This is a genomic window from Arthrobacter sp. zg.Y820 (assembly GCF_030125555.1).
In the GTDB taxonomy this organism is placed as follows: domain Bacteria; phylum Actinomycetota; class Actinomycetes; order Actinomycetales; family Micrococcaceae; genus Arthrobacter_B.
In genome coordinates, this window is the sequence record NZ_JASKLX010000006.1 from 296,904 (window position 1) to 314,207 (window position 17,304).

Annotated in this window: 17 protein-coding genes; 9 read left to right on the forward strand and 8 right to left on the reverse strand. The window is 66.0% G+C overall.

Annotated elements, in window-relative coordinates; all coding sequences use genetic code 11:
* Nucleotides 1–39: 39 nt before the first annotated feature.
* Nucleotides 40–1,740: an AlkA N-terminal domain-containing protein gene (locus QNN99_RS06600; protein WP_442860488.1), complete on the forward strand. Its 1,701-nt coding sequence runs from the start codon at nucleotides 40–42 to the stop codon at nucleotides 1,738–1,740.
* Here the strand turns inward: QNN99_RS06600 and QNN99_RS17475 are convergent.
* The 3 genes from QNN99_RS17475 to QNN99_RS06615 are packed head-to-tail and all read right to left on the reverse strand — an operon-like array spanning nucleotide 1,671 to nucleotide 3,353.
* On the reverse strand, nucleotides 1,671–2,072 hold the full coding sequence (locus QNN99_RS17475) for an AMP-binding protein (protein WP_442860489.1): 402 nt from the start codon (nucleotides 2,070–2,072) through the stop codon (nucleotides 1,671–1,673). The two genes, QNN99_RS06600 and QNN99_RS17475, sit on opposite strands and share 70 nt — an antisense overlap.
* Entirely contained in the window at nucleotides 2,045–2,272 is a 228-nt protein-coding gene (locus tag QNN99_RS06610; protein WP_229965641.1) for a sulfurtransferase TusA family protein, read from the reverse strand. Before QNN99_RS06610 ends, QNN99_RS17475 begins: the two co-directional genes overlap by 28 nt.
* Before the next feature lie 16 nt (nucleotides 2,273–2,288).
* Nucleotides 2,289–3,353: a YeeE/YedE family protein gene (locus QNN99_RS06615; protein WP_229965642.1), complete on the reverse strand. Its 1,065-nt coding sequence runs from the start codon at nucleotides 3,351–3,353 to the stop codon at nucleotides 2,289–2,291.
* Nucleotides 3,354–3,606: 253 nt separating this feature from the next.
* Here QNN99_RS06615 and QNN99_RS06620 point away from each other — a divergent pair, with 253 nt between their 5' ends.
* From QNN99_RS06620 to QNN99_RS06655, 8 genes are all read left to right on the forward strand, one after another.
* Nucleotides 3,607–4,743, forward strand: coding sequence for an acyl-CoA dehydrogenase family protein (locus tag QNN99_RS06620; RefSeq protein WP_229965643.1), 1,137 nt, complete (start codon nucleotides 3,607–3,609; stop codon nucleotides 4,741–4,743).
* A gap of 1 nt (nucleotide 4,744) precedes the next feature.
* Entirely contained in the window at nucleotides 4,745–5,845 is a 1,101-nt protein-coding gene (locus tag QNN99_RS06625) for an enoyl-CoA hydratase/isomerase family protein (RefSeq protein ID WP_229965644.1), read from the forward strand.
* On the forward strand, nucleotides 5,842–6,837 hold the full coding sequence (mmsB, locus tag QNN99_RS06630; protein ID WP_229965645.1) for a 3-hydroxyisobutyrate dehydrogenase: 996 nt from the start codon (nucleotides 5,842–5,844) through the stop codon (nucleotides 6,835–6,837). The genes QNN99_RS06625 and mmsB overlap by 4 nt, the downstream gene beginning before the upstream one ends.
* Nucleotides 6,834–7,610 (forward strand): enoyl-CoA hydratase, encoded by a 777-nt coding sequence (locus QNN99_RS06635; RefSeq protein ID WP_229965646.1) that lies wholly within the window; start codon nucleotides 6,834–6,836, stop codon nucleotides 7,608–7,610. The genes mmsB and QNN99_RS06635 overlap by 4 nt, the downstream gene beginning before the upstream one ends.
* 124 nt (nucleotides 7,611–7,734) lie before the next feature.
* On the forward strand, nucleotides 7,735–9,267 hold the full coding sequence (locus QNN99_RS06640; protein WP_331461762.1) for an aldehyde dehydrogenase family protein: 1,533 nt from the start codon (nucleotides 7,735–7,737) through the stop codon (nucleotides 9,265–9,267).
* Between the two features lie 7 nt (nucleotides 9,268–9,274).
* Nucleotides 9,275–10,297, forward strand: coding sequence for an enoyl-CoA hydratase/isomerase family protein (locus tag QNN99_RS06645; protein ID WP_229965647.1), 1,023 nt, complete (start codon nucleotides 9,275–9,277; stop codon nucleotides 10,295–10,297).
* Nucleotides 10,294–12,012: an AMP-binding protein gene (locus QNN99_RS06650; protein ID WP_229965648.1), complete on the forward strand. Its 1,719-nt coding sequence runs from the start codon at nucleotides 10,294–10,296 to the stop codon at nucleotides 12,010–12,012. Before QNN99_RS06645 ends, QNN99_RS06650 begins: the two co-directional genes overlap by 4 nt.
* Before the next feature lie 56 nt (nucleotides 12,013–12,068).
* Nucleotides 12,069–12,605: a MarR family winged helix-turn-helix transcriptional regulator gene (locus QNN99_RS06655; RefSeq protein WP_229965793.1), complete on the forward strand. Its 537-nt coding sequence runs from the start codon at nucleotides 12,069–12,071 to the stop codon at nucleotides 12,603–12,605.
* Nucleotides 12,606–12,621: 16 nt separating this feature from the next.
* Here QNN99_RS06655 and QNN99_RS06660 read toward each other — a convergent pair whose 3' ends face one another.
* The 5 genes from QNN99_RS06660 to QNN99_RS06680 all read right to left on the reverse strand — a co-directional run bounded on the left by QNN99_RS06660 (nucleotide 12,622) and on the right by QNN99_RS06680 (nucleotide 17,277).
* Entirely contained in the window at nucleotides 12,622–14,343 is a 1,722-nt protein-coding gene (locus QNN99_RS06660) for an HNH endonuclease signature motif containing protein (RefSeq protein WP_229965649.1), read from the reverse strand.
* Nucleotides 14,344–14,526: 183 nt separating this feature from the next.
* The gene (locus tag QNN99_RS06665) at nucleotides 14,527–15,039 is read right to left on the reverse strand and encodes a GNAT family N-acetyltransferase (RefSeq protein WP_229965650.1); all 513 of its coding nucleotides are present in this window, start codon (nucleotides 15,037–15,039) and stop codon (nucleotides 14,527–14,529) included.
* Nucleotides 15,040–15,200: 161 nt separating this feature from the next.
* Nucleotides 15,201–15,512 (reverse strand): putative quinol monooxygenase, encoded by a 312-nt coding sequence (locus tag QNN99_RS06670; RefSeq protein ID WP_229965651.1) that lies wholly within the window; start codon nucleotides 15,510–15,512, stop codon nucleotides 15,201–15,203.
* On the reverse strand, nucleotides 15,509–16,174 hold the full coding sequence (locus tag QNN99_RS06675; RefSeq protein WP_229965652.1) for an SDR family oxidoreductase: 666 nt from the start codon (nucleotides 16,172–16,174) through the stop codon (nucleotides 15,509–15,511). The genes QNN99_RS06670 and QNN99_RS06675 overlap by 4 nt, the downstream gene beginning before the upstream one ends.
* A 209-nt stretch (nucleotides 16,175–16,383) precedes the next feature.
* Nucleotides 16,384–17,277 (reverse strand): arginase family protein, encoded by an 894-nt coding sequence (locus QNN99_RS06680; RefSeq protein ID WP_229965653.1) that lies wholly within the window; start codon nucleotides 17,275–17,277, stop codon nucleotides 16,384–16,386.
* Nucleotides 17,278–17,304: the final 27 nt, after the last annotated feature.

Here is a 17,304-nt window from a genome sequence, read left to right on the forward strand (position 1 = left end):
CCGCCGGTTATGTTGGCCCGGGGATGCTGTACTGGAGCTGTGATCACCGACTTGAGGCCGAAGCGTTCCGGACCAGACTCGTTCGGCGGACCAGCATGCACCCCGGGCGATCCGCTCTTCGCCCAGCGTTACCGCGCCATCGATGCGCGCGATACCCGCTTCGACGGCCAGTTCTTCACCGCCGTGTCCTCCACGGGCATCTATTGCAGGCCCTCGTGCCCGGCGCGCACTCCGAAACCGAAAAACGTCACGTTCTATCTGACCTCCGCGGCGGCGCACGGGGCCGGGTTCCGGGCCTGCAAGCGGTGCCTGCCGGACGCGGCTCCGGGTTCTCCGGAGTGGAACCTCCGACGCGACGCGGCCGGCAGGGCCATGCGTCTGATAACAGACGGCGTCGTGGACCGGGAAGGTGTTCCCGGTTTGGCTGCACGCCTTGGCTGCACACCCCGGCACATCCACCGGCTGTTGGTGGCGGAGCTTGGTGCCGGACCGCTGGCGCTGGCCCGTGCAGGGCGGGCCCAAACAGCCCGATCGCTGCTGGTGGACAGCGAACTGCCGATGTCACAGGTGGCGTTCGCAGCGGGCTTCGGTTCGGTGCGGCAGTTTAATGAGACCGTGCAGAACGTGTTTGCTGCACGGCCGGGTGAGCTGCGCACCCGGTTCCGCCGTTCCCGCAGAACGGCGCCGGGCACCCGGCAGGCGCCGGGCACCCAGCAGGCGCCGGGCACCCGGCCGGAGCCGGACGCCGGCCCTCGTGAACGTGTGCACCTCGACCTGGATCTGCCGGTGCGCCAGCCGTTTGACGCGCCGGGGATTTTCCGGTTCCTTGCGGTGCGCGCGGTTCAGGGGGTGGAGACGGCCGACCTCACGGACCCCAGGCAGTTGCGGTATGCCCGGACACTCGCGCTTCCGCAGGGCCCCGGAGCCATTGACCTCATCGCAATAAAGACATCCGCTGCCGGCTGGAGGCTGCGGGTGCGCCTGGAGCTCACATCGCCCGCCGACGTCGTACCCGCGGTGGCCCGGGTGCGCCGTTTGCTGGACCTCGACGCAGACCCGGCCGCCGTCGACGCCGCACTGGCGGGGGACCCCGCGCTTGCCGCGCTGGTTGCCAGCACCCCGGGCATCAGAGTCCCCGGGGCTGTGGATCCGCAGGAGCTCGTCGTGCGGGCGCTCGTCGGCCAGCAAATCTCGGTGGCCGCCGCCCGCACCCACCTCAGCCGGCTTGCGGCATTGGCCGGGTCGCCCTACAGCTCTGCGATTCCGGACCTGATCCGGCTGTTCCCCGCGCCGGCGGAAATTGCGGCAGCGGTGCCCGAGCCTGTTCCCGGAGCGGACCTTGACCCGGACCGTCCGCTGCGGCTTCCCGGGCGGGCCGTTCGCGCCGTCCTCGCAGCGGCGAGTGCCCTGGCCGCCGGAGAGCTGGACGTGCAGGTGGGGGCCGATCCGGAAGTTCTGCGTGCCCAACTGGTGTCCCGTCCGGGAATCGGCCCCTGGACTGCCGCCTACATCGCCATGCGGGTACTCGGAGATCCCGACGCGTGGCTGGTGGGGGACGTTGCTCTCATCGCCGGTGCGAAAGCCACCGGCCTGCTCGATGCGGGCGGATCGAAGGCAGCGGCCCACCGCGCGCTGGCCGCCCGTGCCGCGGACTGGGCTCCGTGGCGTTCCTATGCGGCGATGCACCTGTGGCAGGCAGCCGCTGGCAGGGCCAGCCGGTCGCCGGGGGAGGCGCCGTGAGTGGAGAGCGCCGAGGCAGCTGCGGCGACAGCCTGTTCGAATTCGCCGAAGGTGAGGCGGGTGCCGCCGTCCACTACGGGGGTGCGGTCCGGAAAACGATGTGCGGTGCGCCGCGGCAGGTCATCGAGGGAGGCTGCGGGACTCGCGGGCTGGCGGCGATGGAAATGGAAAAGCTGACACTGGACCCCCGGAGTTGAATGCTTCCCGCTGCGCACACCCGGTGCGGCTGCGGACCTGTTGGCCCACAATCTGCCGCACCGAGGTGGCGCCGGAAAAGATCTGCCGGAGTGCGTTTTGGCGGTCCTTAGGCCTTCTGCACCGTGATGGACCACTCCGCCGGGCCGATCTTGGAGAAGTCGGTGACCGGGTAGCCGCTTTCGGCTGCCCAGCGCGGGATGGCGTCAGTGGCCTGCGTGCAGTCAAAGTGGATGACCAGCTCATCGCCGGTGGCCAGGGTGGTCATTGCGTCCTTGGCTTCGACCAGGGGAAAGGGGCAGACCTGACCGTTGGTTTCGAGGGTTACTTGTGCCATGTTGATGTTCTTCCTTTCAGGAGGAAACGGTGGTTGGAACGGGAGAAGGTGTTCGATTGGCCGCCGGCCGGCGCTTCATGATGGTGAGCCGTGCAGCGAGGCCGGTGCCCAGGATCATGCAGACCAGGGCCGTCCAGCCCTGGAAGCTGAACTGTGCGGTCTCGACCATCGCGTTGCCGATGGTGCAGCCGCCGGCCAGTGCAGCGCCGACACCCATCATTGCGCCGCCGCCCAGGCTCTTGAGCACGGTGTTGGCGTCCGGAACGCGGATCCGGAATTCACCGCTGCCCTTGGCCGCGATGAAGGAGCCCACCAGGATTCCGAGAACCAGGAAGACGCCCCAGTCCACCAGTTCGGGGTCGCCGGTCACGAGGTAATTGACCAGGTTCGAGGACGGGGTGGTGATGCCCAGGCCTGCTTCGCGGCCGGTGGCCCAGCTCAGCGGCCAGGCGGCGATCGCGATCAGCCCGATGACCAGTGCCGTGGCGAAGGCATTCCACGGCTTCTCGAACAGCAGGTGTGCCAGACCGCTCTTCGACGCCGGAGGGGTTGCCATCTTGAACTTCGGCTTTTTCAAGTGATGGCGGACGGCCAGGGCGACGGCGCCCGTGAGAAGGGCCACCAAGACCCAGGGGGAGACATTCAGCACGGAATAGAAGTTGCTCTGCTCCACGGTGACCGACCGCATCGAGGTCGTGAATCCTGCCAGCGGGCCCGTCTTCATCACGGCGGCAAACAGGGCATACGTGATCAGGGCCAGCCAGCTGCCCACCAGGCCTTCGCCGGCACGGTAATACGTACCCGTTGCGCAGCCGCCGGCCAGCACGATGGCGTAACCGAAGATGAAGCCGCCCACAATGGTGGCAAGCCACGGGAAGGGCCCGGAATCCAGTGAGATGACGCCGGCGGCATCGAGGGCGAACACGCCGATGCTCTGCACTGCAACGACCACCATGAAGGCGGTCAGCCAGCGGGTGTTGCGCGTGACCCAGATGTCGCGGAAGGCGCCGGTGACGCAAAAGCGTCCGCGCTGCATCACAAAGCCCAGGGCAATGCCGATGAACAGGCCGGAAATAAGCATGGCAGTATTCCCCTTCCGGGGTGGGAGAAGAAGTGGGGCACGAAAGGTGCGGCGCAGCAGGCGGAAGTGGAAGGCGCCTGCAGTCCATCAACGCTAGTGCCCCGGGCCGGAGCCCGGCAAAGAATGTGGCGCCGCGTGAAGAGCAGTGAAGCCCCGTGACCCGGAGGGAATAAAATCTCTCCGAACATGCCCCTAGTAATTACTAGGTAGTCCAAGTAAATTGGGCGTCCACGGTACCAATGAAGGGCAGGGCATGTTCGAACTCACAGCGGATCAACAGGCAATCAGGGACATGGTGCGGAATTTTGCCGCGGATGCCCTCGCCCCCAACGCCGCCAAATGGGATGAGACCAAGCACTTTCCCGTCGACGTCCTTGCCCAGGCCGGAGAGCTCGGCATGGGTGGAATTTATGCCTCCGAGGAGCACGGCGGATCGGGTCTTTCGCGGACCGATGCGGTGGTGATTTTCGAGGAGCTTTCCAAAGCTGATCCCTCCATTGCCGCCTACATCTCCATCCACAACATGGTGGCCTGGATGATCGACACCTTTGGCAACGATGAACAGCGCGCCCGCTGGGTTCCGGAGCTCGCGTCCATGCAGGCGCTGGGCAGCTACTGCCTGACGGAACCGGGGGCGGGCTCCGATGCAGCGGCCCTGACCACCCGGGCGGAACGCGACGGCGACCACTACGTGCTCAACGGCGTCAAACAGTTCATCTCGGGAGCCGGTGCCTCCAGCTACTACATCGTAATGGCGCGCACCAGCGGCACCGGCCCGCGCGGCATCAGCGCCATAGTTGTTCCGGCCGACACCCCGGGCCTGTCCTTCGGCCCCGCGGAACGCAAAATGGGCTGGAACGCGCAACCCACCGGCCAGGTGATCTTCACCGACCTGCGGGTTCCCGTGGCCAACCGGCTGGGCGAGGAGGGAGCCGGGTTTGGCATCGCGATGAAGGGACTGAACGGCGGGCGCCTGAACATGGGGGCCTGCTCCCTGGGCGGGGCGCAGACAGCCCTGGACAAGACCGTGGCGTACCTGAAGGAACGCAGTGCCTTCGGCAAGCCGCTCATCGAGCAGTCCTCGCTGCTGTTCCGGCTGGCGGACATGGAAATGAAGCTCCAAACCGCACGCACCATGCTGTGGCGCGCCGCTGATGCGCTGGACCGCGGCGCTCCCGACGTCGTTACGCTTTGCGCCATTGCCAAGCGGGTGGCAACCGACAATGCGTTCGCTGTGGCCAATGACGCGCTGCAGCTGCACGGCGGCTACGGCTACCTCTCGGAATACGGCCTGGAAAAGATTGTCCGGGACCTGCGGGTCCATCAAATACTGGAAGGCTCCAACGAAATCATGCAGCTAATTGTTGGCCGGACGCTGGCGGAGGCCTGAAATGACCGAAACCCCCGTACCTGCCCAAACCCCCGTACCCACTGAAATTGCCGAGCCGGAGGTCCGCATCGAACGCAGCGGACACCTGGGCCGGATTATCCTGAACCGGCCCCGGGCCATCAACGCGCTGACCGCCACCATGGTCTCCCTGATCCGCAGCGCCCTGGACGAGTGGGAGCACGACGACGGCGTGGCCACCGTCCTGCTGTCCGGCGCGGGGGAGCGCGGGCTGTGTGCCGGGGGAGACATCGTGGCCATCTACCGGGACGCGGGCAACGGCGGAGCGGAATCGGCCCGGTTCTGGGCCGAGGAGTACGAACTCAACGCGCGGATCAGCAACTATCCCAAACCCTATGTGGCGCTGATGGACGGGATCGTCCTGGGCGGCGGCGTCGGCGTCTCCGCCCACGGCCGTTACCGGGTGGTCACCGAGCGCACCAAGGTGGGCATGCCCGAAACGGGCATCGGCTTTGTTCCCGACGTCGGCGGCACCTATCTGCTGTCCCGTGCGCCCGGTGAGCTGGGCACTCATGCAGCCCTCACCGCAGCGACCATGACCGGCCCGGATGCCCTGCTCCTGGGGCTGGCCGACATCTACATGGACAGCAGCCGGCTGGAGGACCTGACGGCCGCGCTCGCGGAAAAGCCGGCCGAGGAGGTCCTGCAGGATTTCGCACAGCAGGCACCGGAAGCACCGCTCGCCGCCGAGCAGCAGTGGATAGACGCCTGCTACGGGCACGACGACGTCGAGACCATCGTGGATGCCCTGCTCCGTTCGGAGGATGAGGCCGCGAACCGTGCCGCCGCCGTCGTCCTCGCCAAGTCCCCGTCCGCGCTGAAGGTGACGCTGCAGTCGCTGCGCCGGGCACGGGAGCTTCCCGACCTGGCCACCGTACTGGAGCAGGAGTACCGGGTGTCCCTTCATGCGCTTGCCGCGCCTGACTTCGCCGAGGGCGTCCGCGCGCAGGTCATTGACAAGGACCGCGAGCCGCGCTGGCAGCCCGCCACTCTGCAGGAGGTTCGGCAGGCCGACGTGGATGCCTACTTTGAGCCGCTGGCCGGCCAGGGGAGCCTCTTCACTGCCAGTTCGGAGCAGAAATGACCGGAGAACACGAGACCCGGATCGGATTCATCGGGCTGGGCAACATGGGCGGTCCCATGGCCGCCAACCTGGTAACCGCTGGCTACCCGGTCACCGGCTACGACCCGGTGCCTGCCGCAGCGGAACGCGCCGTCGCGAACGGTATCCGAATGGCAGCCACGGCTGATCAGGCAGCGGCCGGAGCCGACGTCGTCATCACGATGCTGCCCACCGGTCAGCATGTGCTCAACGCGCTGTCCGGCGACGGCGACAGCCTGGGCCTGCTCGCAGCGGCCCCCGCCGACGCCCTATTCCTGGAGTGCTCCACGATTTCAGTGGACGATGCCCACACCGCCCACGCCCTGATGTTGGAAATGGGCCACCGCGGCCTCGACGCACCGGTATCCGGCGGAGTGGTCGGCGCCGAGGCGGGAACCCTGACCTTCATGGTCGGCGGAGCGGCAGCCGACTTCGCTGCAGCCCTTCCCCTGCTCAATGTCATGGGCGGCCGCGTCGTGCACTGCGGCGATCCCGGAGCCGGCCAGGCGGCAAAAATCTGCAACAACATGATCCTGGGTGTGTCAATGATTGCCGTCAGCGAGGCCTTTGTCCTCGGGGAGGAACTTGGCCTGACGCATGAGGCGCTGTTCGACGTCGCGTCGGCCGCCTCCGGCCAGTGCTGGGCGCTGACCACCAACTGTCCGGTTCCCGGCCCGGTGCCGGCCAGCCCCGCGAACCGGGATTACCAGCCCGGATTCGCCGCTGCCCTGATGGCCAAGGACCTGGGTCTGGCCGCCGACGCGCTGGATTCCACCGGAGTGCGCGCCGAACTGGGCCGGCGGGCCGGAGAAATCTACCGGGATCTTGCGGCGTCCGGTGGCGGTGGGCAGGACTTTTCCGCCGTCATCAACGTCATCCGTGCCGCTTCATCCGGCGCGGAAAGCAATACTGAAGTGAACCAGCACACACCGGCGGCCGGACAGTCGCCGGCGGAACAGAGCGGAGCAGTATGAGCGAGTACGAGAACATCCTCCTGGAGCGCAACGGGCGGGTTGGCATCATTACCCTGAACCGACCCAAGGCCCTGAACGCCCTGAACTACGGGCTGATGCAGGATGTGGTCTCGGCGGCGACGGAGCTCGACGATGACCCGGGCATCGGCGCCATCATCATCACCGGATCCGAGCGGGCTTTCGCTGCCGGCGCCGACATCAAGGAAATGTCCGAAAAAAGCTACATGGACATGTACCTGGGGAACTGGTTCCGCGGCTGGGACACCCTTGCCGCCGTCCGCACCCCGGTGATTGCCGCCGTCGCCGGCCATGCCCTCGGAGGCGGCTGCGAACTGGCACTGCTGTGCGACTTCATCATCGCCGCTGACACCGCCACGTTTGGCCAGCCCGAAATCAAGCTGGGCGTCATCCCCGGGATTGGCGGCTCGCAGCGCCTGACCCGCGCAGTGGGCAAGGCCAAGGCCATGGAAATGATCCTCACCGGCCGGACCATCGGCGCCGACGAGGCCGAGCGGTCCGGAATGGTGGCCCGTGTGGTGCCCGCCGCCGAGCTGCTCGACGACGCCCGTTCCACCGCCGAGACCATTGCGTCGATGTCGGCTCCCGTCGCCATGCTCGGCAAGGAACTGGTCAACGCTGCGTTTGAGACCACCCTGGATTCGGGCATCCGGCTCGAGCGGCGGGTGTTCCATTCGGTCTTCGGCCTGGAAGACCAGAAGGAAGGCATGGCGGCCTTCATCGAGAAGCGGAAACCGGATTTCCAGCACCGCTGAGGAGCATCCGTTCCAGCACGAGAAGCCCGGCACGACCAGCCCAGCACGACCAGCCCGGCACGACCAGCTCAGCACTACCCGCCCAGCACCACCGGCCCAGCACGACCCGAGAAAACGAGGCATCATGACCCAGCTCAACCTTCCGTCGGACTCCGGACGCAGCACCGCCGGCACCTCGGACAGCTCCGACTACAGCTCGTTCCTGTCCGGCTTCGACCAGCCGATGTGGATCGGCGGCGCACCGGTCGAGGCCGCCTCCGGGCAGTGGCGTGAGGTGCTGAATCCGGCCCGACGGGAAACCGTCATCGCCCGGGTGCCGGCGGCCGGTCCCGAAGACGTGGACCGCGCTGTCGCCGCTGCCCGGGAAGCCTTCCCGGGCTGGCGCAGCGCCCATTTCACCGTCCGTTCCCGGGCACTGTCCCTCATCGCCGATGACATTGAGGCCCGGGCCGAGGACTTTGCGCGGCTCACCGCCCTGGATACCGGCAACGCCCTGCGCACCCAGGCCCGCCCGGAAGTGACCACCCTGGTCGCCTTGTTCCGCTACTTCGCCGGCATCGCCGGTGAAGTCAAGGGTGTGACACTGCCCGCCGGTGAGGGCCAGCTGCAGTACACGCGGCTGGAGCCGCTCGGCGTCGTCGCCTGCATCCTGCCGTGGAATTCCCCGCTGATGATTGCGGGATTCAAGCTCCCGGCAGCCCTGGCGGCGGGCAACACAGTGATTCTGAAGGCGGCCGACGACGCGCCGCTGACCATCCTGCTGCTGGCCGAAATCTGTGCCCGGCACCTGCCTCCGGGCACGGTCAACGCCCTGACCGGGCGGGGGAGCATCATCGGTGCTGCGCTGGCCGAGCACCCCGGCGTCGACAAGGTGTCCTTCACCGGATCCACCGAAGTGGGCCGCGGCGTCGCCCGCACCGCAGGGGAGCGGCTCGCCCATGTCTCCCTGGAGCTGGGCGGCAAAAACCCCTCCATCGTTTTTCCGGATGCCGTGGACGAGGACCTGATCGACGGGCTGCTGCTCGCCTCCCGGTTCACCCGCCAGGGCCAGAGCTGCACCGCCGGATCCCGTCTGTTCCTGCATGAAGACATTTACGACGAGGTCCTGGAACGGCTGTCGGCCAAACTCGGCGCGCTGACCGTGGGGGATCCGCTGGATGAGGCCACCGACATGGGTGCCGTCATCAACAACAGCCAGTTCTCCTCGATCAGCGGCTACCTGGAGGAAGGCCGCGGTTCCATGGCCACCATCCTGGGCGGCTCCGTTCCGGACGAGGGCCCGCTTACCGAGGGCTACTTCCACCTGCCCACGGTCTTCGGCGGCGGACGCAACGATTTCCGCCTGGCCCAGGAGGAAATTTTCGGCCCGGTGCTGGTCGCCATTCCGTGGCGGGACACCGAGGACGTCATCCGCATGGCCAACGAGTCGCACTACGGACTGGCCGCCTACGTCTGGTCGCACAACCTGGACAACGCGCTGAACACCGCGCACCGGGTCGAGGCCGGCTGGGTGCAGGTTAATCAGGGCGGCGGCCAGATGGTGGGCCAGTCCTACGGCGGCTACAAGCAAAGCGGCATTGGCCGCGAGGTGTCGCTGGAAGGCATGCTGGCCGGGTTTACCCAGACGAAGCAAATCAACGTCAAGCTGCGCGGCTGAGGTTCTGATGAGCAAGGGGACCCTGCGGGTCACACGGGACGGCCCGGTGGCGACGGTTTGGCTGGCCAATCCCGCGCGGCGCAACACCCTGACCGCTGACATGTGGCGGGACTTCGCCGTCGTCCTCGCTCCGCTGGAGCACGACGACGGCGTTAGGGTGGTCGTCATCCGCGGAGAGGGCGAGGACTTTTCCGCCGGGGCGGACATCAGCGATTTGCGGGCCATCCTGCACAATCCGGACAACGGACTGCACGACGGCGGCCACGTCACGGCCGGGGAGGAAGCGATTGCCGCCTTCCCCAAGCCGGTGGTTGCCGCCGTCGACGGTTATTGCCTGGGCGGCGCCTGGCAGGTGGCCGGAGCCTGCGATTTCCGGCTCGCCTCCGACCGCGCCGTCTTCGGGATCACTCCGGCCAAGATCGGCATCGTGTATCCGCTGTCCGGCATTGAACGGCTGGTCCGTCTCGCCGGACCCGGGGTCGCGAAGTATCTGCTGTTCAGCGGGGATTTTGTTCCGGCTGAACAGGCGCTGCGCCTGGGGCTGGTTGAACGGGTTATTCCGCAGGCCGACTTCTGGACCGATGTTGCGTCCTTCGCCCACCGTCTGGCCGGCCGTTCCCAGCTCTCGCTGCAGGCCATGAAGGAACTCGTGGACATTATTGCTGCCGGCGGGGCCGGGACGTCAGCCGAGAACGGGGCGTCAGTTGAGGCTGGAACTGCCGGCGAGACTGGTGCTGCCGGCGAGACTGGTGCTGCCGGCGAGGCTGGTGCTGCCGGCGAGCCGGCCTCACGCAGCCGGCGTGCCCTGGAGCAGGCCAGCAACCGCTGGCAGCAGGAAATGGCCGCTTCGCCGGATCCCGCCATCGGGGTTCGTGCGTTTTTGGCGAAGGAAGATCCTGTCTTCAGCTGGACCGGCCCCACCTGGAAAGACTCCGCCCGTAAAGACTCCGCCCGTGCTGACTCCGCCGTTGCTGACTCCGCCCGGGATGAACCCGCCGGTAACGACCGTGTCCCGAAAGAGGAACGATGAATTCGAACAGTGCCACCAATTTGTTCCGCGCCGCTCGCGATGAGCTGCTCACCCTTGCCGGCAGCTACGAAAAGGCTGTCGAGACCTTCGTCTGGCCTCAACTGGACGGTCCTTTTAACTGGGCCATTGACTACTTTGATGCGATGGCACGGGGGAACAGTGCGTGCGCGCTGTGGATCGTCGAAGAGGACGGATCGGAGCAGAAGTACAGCTTCGACGACATGGTGCACCGTTCCGACCAGGTTGCTGCCTGGCTGGCGGCCCAGGGGGTGGGCCGAGGGGATCCGGTGATGCTGATGCTCGGCAACCAGGTGGAGCTCTGGGAAACCATGCTGGCTGCCATGAAGCTGGGGGCTGTCATCATGCCCACCGCTTCTGCCGCCGGAAGCGCCGACCTGGCCGACCGGATCTCCCGCGGCGGTGCTCGGTGGGTGATTGCCAATGCCGCCGACGCCGGAAAGTTTGACGCCGTTCCCGGCGACTACGGAAAGATCCTGGTGGGCGCAGGACTTCAGGAAGAAAGCGACTGGCTGGACTACGGGAAGGCCTATGCGGCTTCACCGGTGCAGCTGCAAACAATCACTGATGCCGATGATCCGCTGCTGTTCTACTTCACGTCAGGTACCACCAGCCGACCCAAGCTGGTGGAGCACACGCAGGTCTCCTATCCGGTGGGGCACCTGTCCACGATGTACTTCCTGGGCCTGCAGCCCGGAGACGTCCACCTGAACATCAGTTCTCCGGGCTGGGCCAAGCACGCGTGGAGCAGCTTCTTCGCTCCGTGGAATGCCGAGGCGACTGTGTTCATCCACAACTACACGCGCTTCCGTCCCGAAGCGTTGCTGGAACAGATGCACCGGGCGGAAGTGACGAGCCTGTGCGCACCGCCGACCGTGTGGCGGATGATGATTCAGGCCAGCCTCGGCGAACGTCCGGCACAGCTGCGGGAGCTGATCGGTGCCGGCGAACCGCTCAATCCGGAAGTGATCTCCCGGGTCCAGTCCGCGTGGGGGCTGTCCATCCGGGACGGTTTCGGCCAGACCGAAACGACGGCGCTCGTGGGCAATACCCCGGGTGCCGACCTGCACCCCGGATCCATGGGCCGTCCGCTGCCCGGAGTTCCGGTGGTCATCATCGATCCGGCGACCGGCCTGCCGGCGGACGAGGGCGAGATCTGCCTTGATCTGGCGCGTCGGCCGCTGAACCTGATGACCGGTTACCACGGTGATCCGGTACGTACCGAGGAAGCCATGGACGGCGGTTACTTTCACACCGGTGATATGGCTGTCCGTGACGCCGGCGGGTACATCACGTACATCGGCCGCACCGACGATGTCTTCAAGGCTTCCGACTACAAGGTCAGTCCGTTCGAACTCGAGAGCGTCCTCATTGAACATCCGGCTGTGGCTGAGGCCGCCGTCGTGCCTGCACCGGATGAGTTGCGACTGGCGGTGCCCAAAGCCTATGTCGCCCTTGCCGAGGGGTGGGAACCGAATCGGGAGACTGCACTGTCGATCCTGTCCTACGCGCGGGAACATCTGGCGCCGTACCTGCGGGTGCGGCGGCTGGAATTCCACGACTTGCCCAAGACCATGTCCGGAAAGATCCGCCGGGTGCAGCTGCGGGCGCTGGAGAACGACGCCGACCCCGCCCGACGTGCCGAACGCGCCGGTGTGGAGTACCGGGATGACGAATTTCCGGAGCTGCGCCGGTGATGTCCGGGCGGGAATCTGCTGCGGACGATTCCCGCAAACCAACCGATCAGAAGCCCCTGCCCCATCCCTTGCCGCGGGATCCCATCGCCGAGGCCCGCAGACACTGGGAAGAACACGGCTGGGAAAAGGCTGCAGAGGGAATGACGGCAGTTACTGCGGTGATGCGGACGCACCAGATCCTGCTGACCCGGGTGGAGAATGTGCTGAAACCCTTTGGTCTGACCTTCGCACGGTTTGAGCTTCTTGCGCTCTTGAGTTTTACGGGCAGCGGCGCTTTGCCCATGGCCAAGGCCGGTGCCCGGCTGCAGGTGCACCCCACATCGGTTACCAACGCGGTGGACCGTTTGGAACAGGCAGGCCTTGCCGGTCGCCGCCGGCATCCATCTGATGGCCGCACCGTTCTTGTCGAGATCACGCCGGCAGGCCGGAAACTGGTTCCCCTTGCCGCTGCGGCTCTCAACAGCGAGGTGTTCGTCCATCCCGGCTTTGCTGCCGACGATCTGGCAACGCTCATCGACATCCTGACCCGCTTTCGCCGGGATGCCGGCGACTTTCAGGATCCTGCTGAGAATTTCCAGGAACCTGCCGAGTAGACGTGCAGCGTCCCGGCTAGAAGGGCGGCGGGTTGTCTCCGTAGTCGCCCGGTTCGGCATCAGACAAAGGAACCAGTTCGATGTCCCGTCGCAAGTGGACCGAGTCATCTTCACAGGTTTCCGGTGACGTTTCCGGTGACAGGGTGAGATCCGGTTCCGTGCGGTAACACCTGCCGCCCGGCGAGGTCCACTCGATCACGCCGGGACGAGGCTGCCGGGCCTTCCAGAACCCTTCGGATTTGAACATGTGATGCCGCCGGCACAAATGCTCCAAATTGTCATGATCCGTGAGCCCGCCCTGAGCCCAGGGCTTGGTGTGGTCGATCTCGGAAATCACCGCATTGGTCCGGCACCCCGGGAACCGGCACGTCCCGTCCCGCACCCGCAGAACCCGCTTTAATCCGTCGGGAACCTTCCGCCGTTTTCCGACCCGCAGGATCTCCTCGGTTTCGGGGTCGCGTTCCACCGGTGTCCATTTCGCCGCTTCCCGAGCCATCCGCCGGGCCGTTACGGGACTGATGGGCCCGTACCCGTTCAGTTCCGCCGGCTGATCATCGGCCCCGAAGAGGGTTTCAGCGTTGATCACCACCAGAATCTCCGTCCGCGCCCGGGGACCATGGCCAATCCGGCAGGACCCGGCCCCCTTGCCGGAACCGGAACCCTTAGCTCCGCTGCTGGCTTCTCTGCCGGAGCCGGAACCCTTGCGACGGCCCTTGCCCCTCTTTGCTCCCGCGCCTGCGCCACCTGCGTTGCGTCCACCACGGCTACCTTTGCTGCCTTTGCCACGGCCGCCACCACCGTTGCTGCACTCGTCCCGGCATTCATGGTCGTGGCCGCCGAGTAAGTCCGTCAGAATGTCCGTGCGCAACTGATCCACCGTGCGCGTGTCCCCGGCGGCCTGCTCACCCCGGGCCGCAACACTGAGCTGAGTGAAGATGGCTTGGGCTTTCTCGGCCGGCAGTAACGCCGAGAGCCAGGACATCCCGTCCGGCTCCGGACGCACCCACACCGTCCGCTGCTCAAACGCCGTCAACTGCCGCTGAACGATGGTTTCCGGATAGTACTGCTCCCGCAGCCGCTGCGCCTTCACCCGGAACTGGGTTCTGGTCTGGCCCGCAGCCATCCCCAGCAGCTCGGCTTCGAACCCGGGCAGCTCCGCCGGTACCACGCCCGCACACTGCTCCACCAAGGTCTCCGCGTGCCCGTAACTGATCTGCCCGGACTCCAACGCCTGCAGTGTGGCCGTGTTCCTGGTGCAGAGATCACCGGCCTGACTCATCAACGCCTTTCCCGTACCGGTGGGCACTCCCAGAATGGTCGCGGCTTCCTCCGCGGCGAGGCTGAACGCCAGGCCGGGGTCGAGCTTGCCGGTGACAACGAAGGCCCCGTCCTGATAGATGTCCTGCAGCCGGGCCAGGAGCCTGGCCTGCTGGGCCTGAGCCCACCGGATCAGCTGATCCACCCGGACGAGTGTGTCACCGGTTTGCTCCTCGGTAAGGGACTGCACATTCTGCAGGACCAAAGACCCGGTAAACCCATCCGGGCAGCCGCCCCGATCCGCGAAGCCAGAAACTCTCCCGCCTTCCACGCCGGAAACTTCCCCGGCCTCCATGCCGGGCCCCACCCCCGCTTCGGCAACACCCGGGTCGGCTATATAGACGAACCGGGTGCGCGCCGCAGCCTCAACGCCGGTGCCGTCGGCACCGGGAGTCCCGGTCGAAGATCCGTTCTGATCCATGTCTCAAGACTTTCACCCACCTCTGACATTTCCGGCTCGCAAAGAGTCCAAAACAGGCCTTAAAGGGCCCAAATATCGCTGGCCGGATACCCGTCTTTTTGAAGCCGCTACCTATGGAATTCACAGCCCTGCACGGCACCGCGAGAAGCATGGAAACGCAGGAGACATTCGAAGCTTCATGCCTTACTCCTGAGCGGGCCGGAAGGAAGGGACGGTCCGCAGATCCTTGAAATAACGCACCACCGGCCACCGCTCGAACCCGGCTGCCTCATAGGTGGCACGGGAAGCTGCGTGCCCCGGATCATCTCCGGTTTCAACCATGACCATATCCATGCCTGCGGTCCGAATCTCCTGAAACGCGTGGTCCATGAGTGCCCGGGCGACACCTTGTCGTTGGTGGGAAGGATCGACAGCCAGGACGTAGATTTCACCCATCCGATCCTCGGGGTGCAGCCTCACGCACACCCACCCAATTGCCTCGTCTCCATCGACGGCGACCCGGACATTCCCGGGCTCATTGTCAAGGATCAGTGAAAGGTCGGCAAGCTGCCGCTCCAGCCACCCATTGGGGTAGAAGGAGTCGTACACAAAGCCGGGAACAGTCTTCCGCAGCTGCGAGAAGACCGGCTCCCAGGACCGGACCGACAGTGAGAGGATTTCTGCTTTCCGCTCCGGCTCGAAGGGTGAGATTTCCATGTCGAACTCCTCAGCTCTGCCCGCCCAGCCAGCCGGCCCAGCCTGGCCCGCTCGGACCAGGCCCGCCCAGCCAGGCCCGCCAGGCACGCCCAGCCAGGCCCGCCCAGCCAGGCCCGCTCGGACCGGACAGGTCTTAGATATGCCTGTCCGGACCAGTCAGCCTAGATCTGCCCCTGCTCAGCCGTTCCGGCAGGATGCGGCTGCAGGATCTGCACGTCCATGTCGGCTGCCATCTTGCCCTCGAGGGCGGCAGTGAGGGCTTGGAACGCCGGGCTGGCCGAGTGTGCCTGCAGATCGTCCTGGCTGGCCCACTTCTCGATCATGACCAGACGGTCCGGGCCTTCGGCGAGGCTGTACTTCAGGCAGCCCGCATCTTCGGCATGCACCCGGCCAATTACTTCTTCCAGCGACTGGAGAACCTCATCGCGGAATTCCGGCTTGGGAAACATGGTGGCGACGACAACGAGGCTCATGCTTTTTCGCCCTTCAATCCGTCGAGGGCAGCATCCACAGGCACCGAACCGTTGTTGAACTCAATTGTCTGACCGATCGTTTCCGGGCGGTCCAGTACGGCTGCGGCCACGGTTGCCACATCCTCGCGGGAAACCTGGGTGCCTTCGATGCCGGGACCGGTTTCGATCTTTCCCGTGCCCGGATCCAGAGTCAGCGCACTGGGGCCCAGAATGGTCCAGTCCAGACCGCTGTTGCGCAGGTACTCGTCAGCCGTAGCCTTCGCATCCGCATAGGCAAAGAAGCCGTTGTCTTCGGGAACGCCGTGATCGGGTCCGGCGCCAAAGTACGACACCATGACGTACCGGCTCACACCCGCATCCTTGGCTGCGTCCATGGAGCGGATGGCGGCGTCGCGGTCCACCGCATAGGTGCGCTCGGGTGCACCGCCGCCGGCTCCCGCTGACCAGACGACGGCGTCCTGCCCGGCCAGTTTCTGCGCGATTTCAGCGGTGGAAAGATTCTCGACATCGGCGACGACGGCGGTTGCTCCCGTGGCCTCGACATCGGCAGTGTGCGCCGGGTTGCGGAACAGTGACGTCACCTGGTGGCCGTTGGCCGTAAGGTCCTTGGCCAGGTACAGGGCAACTTTGCCGTGGCCGCCGATAATGGCAATGCGTGACATGGTGAGTCCTTTCAAAAAGCGAGCTCGAGGGGATCAGTGTCCTGCCCACCCTAAGCACGCTGATGGTTGGTGTGCCTACTCGTTCCGCCAGGTTCCGCTGATGGCAGAGTCCGGCAATTTCCTTGCGTTCACGGGAATAAGTCAGCGGAACTAAGCCTGCGGGAAACAGGCAGGCCGCAAAAATAAACAGTCCGATCAAACAGCCCAACTCAGACCGGAAGACCCCGCAGCATTCCGGAAAGCCGCATGAGTTCCACCGGAGCGTGTTCGGTCAGGCTCAGGCCCACGACTTCCGCAACGGTGGAGACGTCACCCACCAGACGGACCAGATCGGACATCCGCATCCCGTCCGTCTGCCGGCCCATGGAGCTCGTGAAATCGCGCGGATCCAGAACATCCAGATCGATGTGGACGGCCAGTTTCGTCGCACCCGCGGCGGCGATCCAGTCCAGCACCCGCCGGCCGTCTTCGGTCGTGTCAGTGATGCCCACACTCTGGATGCCCAGGCGTTCCTTCACGGCAATGCCCTCATCATCCCAGTGGCGCAGCCCGACCTGCAGGATCTTCAGCGGGGGCACGAGCGCGGGCAGCTCCGAAATGATGCCGGCGTCGCCCTCTCCGGCGAGCGTGGCCAGGGCCATGGAACGGAAACCCGTATAGGACTGCCCCGGCACCCCGGTGTCGGGGTGGGCGTCAATCCAGAGGACGGCAAGATCATCCGCGTAGATGGAGGCCAGGTAGCTGAAGGGGGCAACGCTGACCGAGCACTCCCCGCCGAAGGTGACCACCGACGACGGCGCAGCCTCGCGCAGGAGCCTCAGCGCGTCCGTCAGCTGCCGGACCACGGCGTCGCGGGCGTAAATCCCGTTCACTGTGGCGAGCGCCTCGTCGCTGGTATCGGTGCTGACCGGAACGTAAGCCGTGGGGCCGTCGTGGTCCGGGGACATCAGTTCCAGCAGCGCAGGCCCCATGGAATAGGACAACTGGCTGTCGTGCGCGTCCACCCCCGGCAGCAGCTGGTGGGTCCGGGGGCCGGAAGCCCCCTGCCACTGCGGAAAGATGAGGCGCAGGGCGCCGGGACCGGAGGGGGAAATCTGGCTCATGAGCCCAACTTACGCCGCGGCGCCGGC

Excerpts from the sequence above, each read along its gene's own strand:
- QNN99_RS06610 (WP_229965641.1), bottom strand. The coding sequence starts at position 2,272 with ATGGCACAAGTAACCCTCGAAACCAACGGTCAGGTCTGCCCCTTTCCC.
- QNN99_RS06615 (WP_229965642.1), bottom strand. The coding sequence starts at position 3,353 with ATGCTTATTTCCGGCCTGTTCATCGGCATTGCCCTGGGCTTTGTGATG.
- QNN99_RS06620 (WP_229965643.1), top strand. The coding sequence starts at position 3,607 with ATGTTCGAACTCACAGCGGATCAACAGGCAATCAGGGACATGGTGCGG.
- QNN99_RS06625 (WP_229965644.1), top strand. The coding sequence starts at position 4,745 with ATGACCGAAACCCCCGTACCTGCCCAAACCCCCGTACCCACTGAAATT.
- mmsB (WP_229965645.1), top strand. The coding sequence starts at position 5,842 with ATGACCGGAGAACACGAGACCCGGATCGGATTCATCGGGCTGGGCAAC.
- QNN99_RS06635 (WP_229965646.1), top strand. The coding sequence starts at position 6,834 with ATGAGCGAGTACGAGAACATCCTCCTGGAGCGCAACGGGCGGGTTGGC.
- QNN99_RS06640 (WP_331461762.1), top strand. The coding sequence starts at position 7,735 with ATGACCCAGCTCAACCTTCCGTCGGACTCCGGACGCAGCACCGCCGGC.
- QNN99_RS06645 (WP_229965647.1), top strand. The coding sequence starts at position 9,275 with ATGAGCAAGGGGACCCTGCGGGTCACACGGGACGGCCCGGTGGCGACG.
- QNN99_RS06650 (WP_229965648.1), top strand. The coding sequence starts at position 10,294 with ATGAATTCGAACAGTGCCACCAATTTGTTCCGCGCCGCTCGCGATGAG.
- QNN99_RS06660 (WP_229965649.1), bottom strand. The coding sequence starts at position 14,343 with ATGGATCAGAACGGATCTTCGACCGGGACTCCCGGTGCCGACGGCACC.
- QNN99_RS06665 (WP_229965650.1), bottom strand. The coding sequence starts at position 15,039 with ATGGAAATCTCACCCTTCGAGCCGGAGCGGAAAGCAGAAATCCTCTCA.
- QNN99_RS06670 (WP_229965651.1), bottom strand. The coding sequence starts at position 15,512 with ATGAGCCTCGTTGTCGTCGCCACCATGTTTCCCAAGCCGGAATTCCGC.
- QNN99_RS06675 (WP_229965652.1), bottom strand. The coding sequence starts at position 16,174 with ATGTCACGCATTGCCATTATCGGCGGCCACGGCAAAGTTGCCCTGTAC.
- QNN99_RS06680 (WP_229965653.1), bottom strand. The coding sequence starts at position 17,277 with ATGAGCCAGATTTCCCCCTCCGGTCCCGGCGCCCTGCGCCTCATCTTT.